This window comes from Gracilinema caldarium (assembly GCF_029265695.1).
Lineage (GTDB): Bacteria > Spirochaetota > Spirochaetia > Treponematales > Breznakiellaceae > Gracilinema > Gracilinema caldarium_A.
This window is the reverse complement of the sequence record NZ_JAJUHW010000076.1, coordinates 1-6,207: the sequence shown is the minus strand read 5'-3', so window position 1 is coordinate 6,207 and position 6,207 is coordinate 1. Positions and strand designations below refer to the sequence as shown.

4 protein-coding genes are annotated in these 6,207 nt (G+C 47.5%); 2 read left to right on the top strand and 2 right to left on the bottom strand.

What is annotated here, in order from left to right; genetic code table 11:
• A partial coding sequence (locus Q7P68_RS13780) for a carbohydrate ABC transporter permease (RefSeq protein WP_304226634.1) occupies nt 1-1,535 on the bottom strand: 1,535 nt, incomplete at its 3' end.
• A 218-nt stretch (nt 1,536-1,753) separates the two neighbouring features.
• Nucleotides 1,754-3,097 (bottom strand): type 2 periplasmic-binding domain-containing protein, encoded by a 1,344-nt coding sequence (locus Q7P68_RS13775; RefSeq protein ID WP_304226632.1) that lies wholly within the window; start codon nt 3,095-3,097, stop codon nt 1,754-1,756.
• Between the two features lie 100 nt (nt 3,098-3,197).
• On the opposite strand from Q7P68_RS13775, the gene Q7P68_RS13770 reads away from it, so the two are divergent.
• Nucleotides 3,198-5,030, top strand: a complete 1,833-nt coding sequence (locus Q7P68_RS13770) for a glycoside hydrolase family 13 protein (protein WP_304226631.1) — start codon at nt 3,198-3,200, stop codon at nt 5,028-5,030.
• Nucleotides 5,031-5,384: 354 nt separating this feature from the next.
• The coding region (locus tag Q7P68_RS13765) for a hypothetical protein (protein ID WP_304226629.1) at nt 5,385-6,207 on the top strand (823 nt) is incomplete at its 3' end.

Here is a 6,207-nt window from a genome sequence, read left to right as displayed (position 1 = left end):
GTTGCCAGGGTCCCGATAATCATCATCATGTGATAGGGGGCTCCAAGCCAAAGGTTAACCATAAGAACCACAAAGCGGGCTAGCCGGCCATTGTAAATGGGCTGGAACCAGAAAATCGGCTGATCTGCCTTACCGGCGAGTCCAATGTGAAAAAGAAAATTGGATACCGGTTCCATGAGCCCAGTGGCAAAGAGGAACTGATTTACAAGGCCATCCTTGTCAAAAGCATTCCGGAACATCATGAGGCTTACCAGGGACGGAATAGCCCAGGGCAGAATCATAATGGTGCGCCACACTCGCTTGTGGTTTACCAATGGTGACTCAACAATCATGGCATTAAAGAAGCCAAGTCCATACACCGTAAAAGATGACATGACTGCCCATAGAACAGTCCAGAGGAAAATCTGACCAAAAATGGAAAGCCAGCCTGGGTCCATAGCTAGGAACGAGAAGGTATTAAAACCTGCCCATTCAATAAGCTTTGCTCCAAGTTTTATCTTGTAGGTATAGTTCGTAAAGGCCAGGAGGAAGGTAAAGAAAATCGGAATAACGGTAAAGAAGAGGATCATGACAAAGGCAGGGGCTGAAACAACATAGACATAGAGGCTATCCCAGATCCGGAGCCAAAATTCTTTTGAACTCTCCTTTACACCAGTCTGCTGGAATCTGATATTAGTACGATATGCGTCTATAATACCGAGAATCCAAAGGGTAATAAAAACAACGAGAACAGCCATGGTTATAAGGCCATTACCCATGAGGACAATAGAGTTATCTGCGGTAAGCCAGGGTACAATTTTGTTATAGAGTTCAATTGTACCGCCAGCATAATTGGTGTCGATAGTCAAACGGCCGAGTGTAAACAGACCCCAGAGGCCTTTGGTGAAAAAACCTCCAAAGTCCCTTATCGGATAATGTTTTTCCCCTTCTATGAAGTAATTAGGGTATAAGTATTTGGCAGTAAAATAGTTGGCTTGGGAATCTGTGGTAGTGCTATCTTCCGTTACTGAAGCGAAAGGATTTCCAGTTTCAGATGCTATGCCCGCAAAAGGATCTCCTGAGCTGTCTGATGCTGCAGCATCTGCAAAGGGGTCCCCTGAACCTTCAGCATCTACCGCATCTGCGAAAGGATCACCTGAGCCTTCTGTAGCTGCCGCATCTGCAAAGGGATCTCCGCTCTCTGATGCAGTAGCTTCTGCTTCCTCTTCTGCAGCAAAGAGAGCTCCAAGCGAGTCTGCTTGTTCTACGCTCGTGTTGTTCTGGTTGTTGTTGTTTGCCTCAGCATAGTTGTTTGAGATAAGTTCGTTAGGAACTTTCCCGCTCATCAATTGTATATATTTTCCCCACTGGGATGTTGAGATTTCTATGGTAAACAGTAAAACAGGAACCAAAAACCAGGCAATGGCCTTTGTCTTTTGTTTGTTCAGCAACTGTCCCAATCCAGGCAAGAGGAGGGACGCGGCCGCTACTGCAAGAGCAGAGCCTTTATTAATTTGTCCCGTTTCGGCCGTGGGTATCCCTGAATGCTTTTCCATTAAATCCTCCTCCCGCAAGGTCTTGCGTCCTCTACGGTCGAGCTTGTATGTATTTGCACACCTGTGGATTAGTGCGCTGTAAAATAAACAGAAGGGGTTTGGTTAGTTACATTAAAAATGACCAAAGGCCCCAGAAAATTCAAAAAAAGGAGCTTCCGCAGGGAAAGCTCCTTATATTAAAACTCCATTAAACGTTGCGGTTCGTTTAATGACTATGTTTATTTATTGTTTTCTTCGTACCACTTATTGTACAGTTTTACTACATTGGCTTGTGCATCTGCAGGGGTCTTTTCTCCATCCCATACAGCCCGGAGTTCAAGATTCAGGCCAATGCCATAGTATCCGTCCATAGCCTTCTTCTTGGGATTGGCAGGAAGGGTTACCGTGGGTTCCGGATAGTTGAACGCGAAGGCTGCGGACATCTCGGCCTTGTTGGGATCATTCCGATAGCTCGGAGTATTAGTAGCCTTTGCCTTAAGAGCTGGGATATAAGCTGAGTTGTTTACCATGGTCTGCATACCATCCTTGGTAAAGAGAATCCGGTACAATTCGTGGGAAGCAGAAGGATATTTGGTAAAGCCATTGATGACCCAGCCCTTGGTCTTTACAAAGGGAGTAAGCCGGACACTCTTCCAAGTGGGCATGGGGCCGAATTTAATATCATAACCACCCTTAGTTTCAGCAGCATTAACATCCATCCAGGTACCAACCAGGAAGAAGGGAGCGGTTTCGTTGTTGAGCGCATCGTCCCAGCGCCAAGTCATGGAAGCACCGGGGGTCTTTACACCATTGGCTTCTACACTGATCATAGCATCAGAAGCAGCTTTAATAAACTCAAGACCTGCGCGGAATCCATCCTGGTCAAAACCGGGATTTGCAGCATCTTTGGTGGGGAAAATCTTCCAGTTGCCAGCGGAGAGGTTGGAATATCCGGACCAGACTTCGTCAAGAGACATGGGGTATACGATATTTACTGGTTTACCCTTGTAGGTTGGGCGATTAGCCTGCCATTTTTTAGCCAGGTCAAAAATTTCTTCCCAGGTATCAAAAGCATCGGGGAGGCCGTCTTTATTCTTATCGGTAATGTCCAACTTCAGGGCTTCCATCATGGATTTATTCCATGCAAATGCCATACCGTCATAGGCTACCGGTACAAATTTAATGGTTTTACCATTAGCGCCAGAATAGAAGGGTTCCATGGCAAAGCTTTTTGCAGCCTTGGTAATAACTGCATCAAGGGCGAGCAAAGACTGCTCGTTGCGGCTCACTTCGCCGTCGATAACGAGGGCTACATCGGGGGCTTCGCCCTGCAGTGCGGTGATCTGATCTGTACCGCCAGCAGCACCAAAGTTGACATATTCTACTGCACCAGCTGCTTCAGGGTGCAATTTGTCCCAGAGAGCAACAATCGCCTTGCCAAGGTTGTCGTTATCTACACCGAGTCGGATCTTGGCTCCTTTTTCAATCTGGAACTGATTGCCGCGCCAGACTGCCTTGGATTGTGCAAAGGCACCACCCGCAACAAGACTGATACCCAGTACCAGTGCTACGAATCGTTTCATATAAATCCTCCTAGAATTAAACCACTAAAACGGTTTACTTATATATAGCATAAGGTGTAAAATGCAAACCGTCAAGAGTTTTTTATATGTAGGAGTAGGTATGGGTGGAGCTGCGGTATATCACAGAGCAACGGATTCTTTTTGTTATTCTCCTGATGGAACGAGTCTTGTTATCAGGCTGCAGTGTGCAGCAGATGATATTTCTTCTATACAATTATGGGCGGGGGATCCCCACGATTGGGGCCGGCGGCCCGAAGCGGACGGTGGGACCTGGCACTGGCGATGCGCTCCAACACCGGTAGAGAAGATAGGCACCGATGGAATACGGGATTTCTGGGAAGTGCGGTGGACACCTCCCTATAAACGGGCTCGGTATTTTTTTAGGATTACCTTTGCCGATGGCTCAATGTACGATTACGGCGAGAAGGGGCTTATTAAAAGTGGTGCTGAACCAGAAGGAAGTCCTGCAGGGGATTACTGGAATGCCTTTGTGTTTCCCTATATCAATGATGTAGATGTGTACCGTGCTCCTGAATGGGTTGCGGGAACTATCTGGTACCAGATTTTTCCTGAACGGTTCCGTAATGGAAATACCGCTAACGATCCCGCAGGTACCAAGCCCTGGCAGCGAGGCCACGTGTCAAACCATGAATTTTACGGCGGAGACCTCAGGGGTATTATCGAAGGTCTAGACCATATTGCAAGCCTAGGCTGTACGGGAATTTACCTTACCCCCATTTTTACGTCCCCCTCGGTGCATAAGTACGACACCGAAGATTATCTCAAGATAGACCCTGCCTTTGGTACCGAGGAAGATCTGAAAGAACTTGTGAAAGAATGCCACAAACGAGGAATACGGCTTATGTTGGACGCGGTCTTTAACCACTGTGGCAAAACCTTCGGCCCCTGGAAGGATGTGGTTGAAAAGGGTGAACAATCCCGTTACAAGGACTGGTTCCACATCAATGCATTTCCCCTCTTTCCAAAAGGTAAGGATACCGGAGACAGCCGGGACGCAAACTTTGAGACCTTTGCCTTTACAACCCGGATGCCAAAATTCAACACCACTAACCCCGAGGTTAAGGAATACCTCCTTTCCGTAGCAGAGTATTATATAAAAGAATGTGATATTGATGGATGGCGGCTCGATGTGTCTAACGAAATTGACCATGCGTTTTGGCGAGAGTTCCGCCAGCGGGTCAAGGCGGCAAAGCCCGATGCTTACATTGTAGGAGAAATCTGGCACGACGCGCTGCCCTGGCTCAGGGGTGAACAGTATGATGCGGTGATGAACTATCCCTTTGGTACTGCCATCACGGACTATCTTTTAACAAAGCCCTGGAGTCCGACTGCTGCAGACCTCGTTCATCGCATCAACAGTATCTCCTTTATGTATCCCCACACGGTACTTAGGTCTGCTTTTAACCTTTTGGATTCCCACGACACGGACCGGCTTGTGACCCGTATGGGAAGTCGGGAAAAGGCAAAGCTTGCTCTAACGCTGCTTTTTGCGCTCCCCGGTTCACCCTGTATTTATTACGGTACCGAGTACGCCCTGGAAGGAGGTCATGATCCGGACTGCCGCCGCTGCATGATTTGGGATCCGAAACCGGATGAGCACGCTTTTTTCCGCTTTGTTGCATCCCTTGTTAAGCTCAGACGGGAATACTGGCAGGTCTTTGGCGAAGGTAAGCGAACATACCGAACCGATCCGGCCCATCCAGGACTGCTGGTCATCAACCTTGAACTGGAAAAAACATATCTCCATGTACTCATTAACCGGGACGAAAAGCCGGTACAAGCAGAGACCTGGAAAGCACTTGCAGGCCATGGAGCGACCACTAGGGTCCGAAGCCTTTTGGACCAAGCGGGGCTCGGCCCGGGGGATGAACTTTCAGGGACGGGTTCTGTGGTACTACTGGTAGAGCGCTGATGGCGGCGGGGCGGGATGGCGATATCAGCCTCCCGCATCGGGGGGGTGCGTTCAGTGGCTCCTCAAAAACCGCTCCTCCGCTCTTGCGCAAAGCCGGAAATTCTACCATGCGGCTCCCCGAAACCTTAAAAATCGAGCTCCTTTCATCAATTCAGACTGTCTTTGGCCCTGTTACGGTCCTGCTCTTCGGAAGCAGGGTGCATGATGAAAAATCAGGCGGAGACATCGATAGGTTATGCCGGAGCTTCTCAAGGCGGAAATAGACCAGGAAGGTGTGGTGCTTTGGGAATCAACCCACAAATAACAATTCATGCATTATAATGGTAGTAGTTTACAGGTGCCCAAGGAGCTTTTATGAACTTGTTTCGCGTAAAATCGGTGCTGACTATCGTTTTTATTTCATACCTCACCATTTTTATTATGCGGGTCATCAACAGCCTCTTTGTCATTCATAAATGGACAAGTTTTTTTGATAATTTAGGTATATTTCTTACTATATCGACGCTGCTTATCGGGATTGCAGCCCTGTTTTTATACAAGCTGTTGGGCCCCCTCTATCACATAACTTCATCGTCTGGAAATAATCTCATATCCGCAGCTGAACAGGCGTCGCTGCTTGCAAAGGCAAAAAAGACCAGCGCCAGGGTTACCCTGCTTTTAATTGTGGTGAATATAATCGGATTTATTATTGGTCCTGCGATTGTAATGTTCATAAGCAATCGACTGGGGCCTGCTGTCTATGATGCTCCCCTGTTTGGAGTCGTTATCGCCCTTAACAGCGCCTTTGGTCTTATGGCAGCCCTCTTTGAACTTTCTGTTATAGATCTCTTCCTGCTCCCCTTAAAAAAGAAGCTTGGTATTTATAGTTTTGATCGGTCCGAGCGGGAACTAAGTATAAAGACTAAAATTGTTTTGACGGGAATTGCGGGGGCATATTTCCTGAGCGTTCTTGTTGGAAGTGCTTCATACGGATGGTTCAGATTTGTTCAGTCAGGCGGGGTTACAAGCTTTTTGGGAGAATTGCTGCTCCTCATGATTTTTGGTTTGACTATCAATGTTCTTCTTCTGTATATTTTGGCCCATTCGATATCTCATAGGCTCAAGATTAATAAGCAGCAGCTGCTCAAGCTTACCGAAGGCGCTGATCTAAATGAACAAATAAGTATAGACCAGTTTG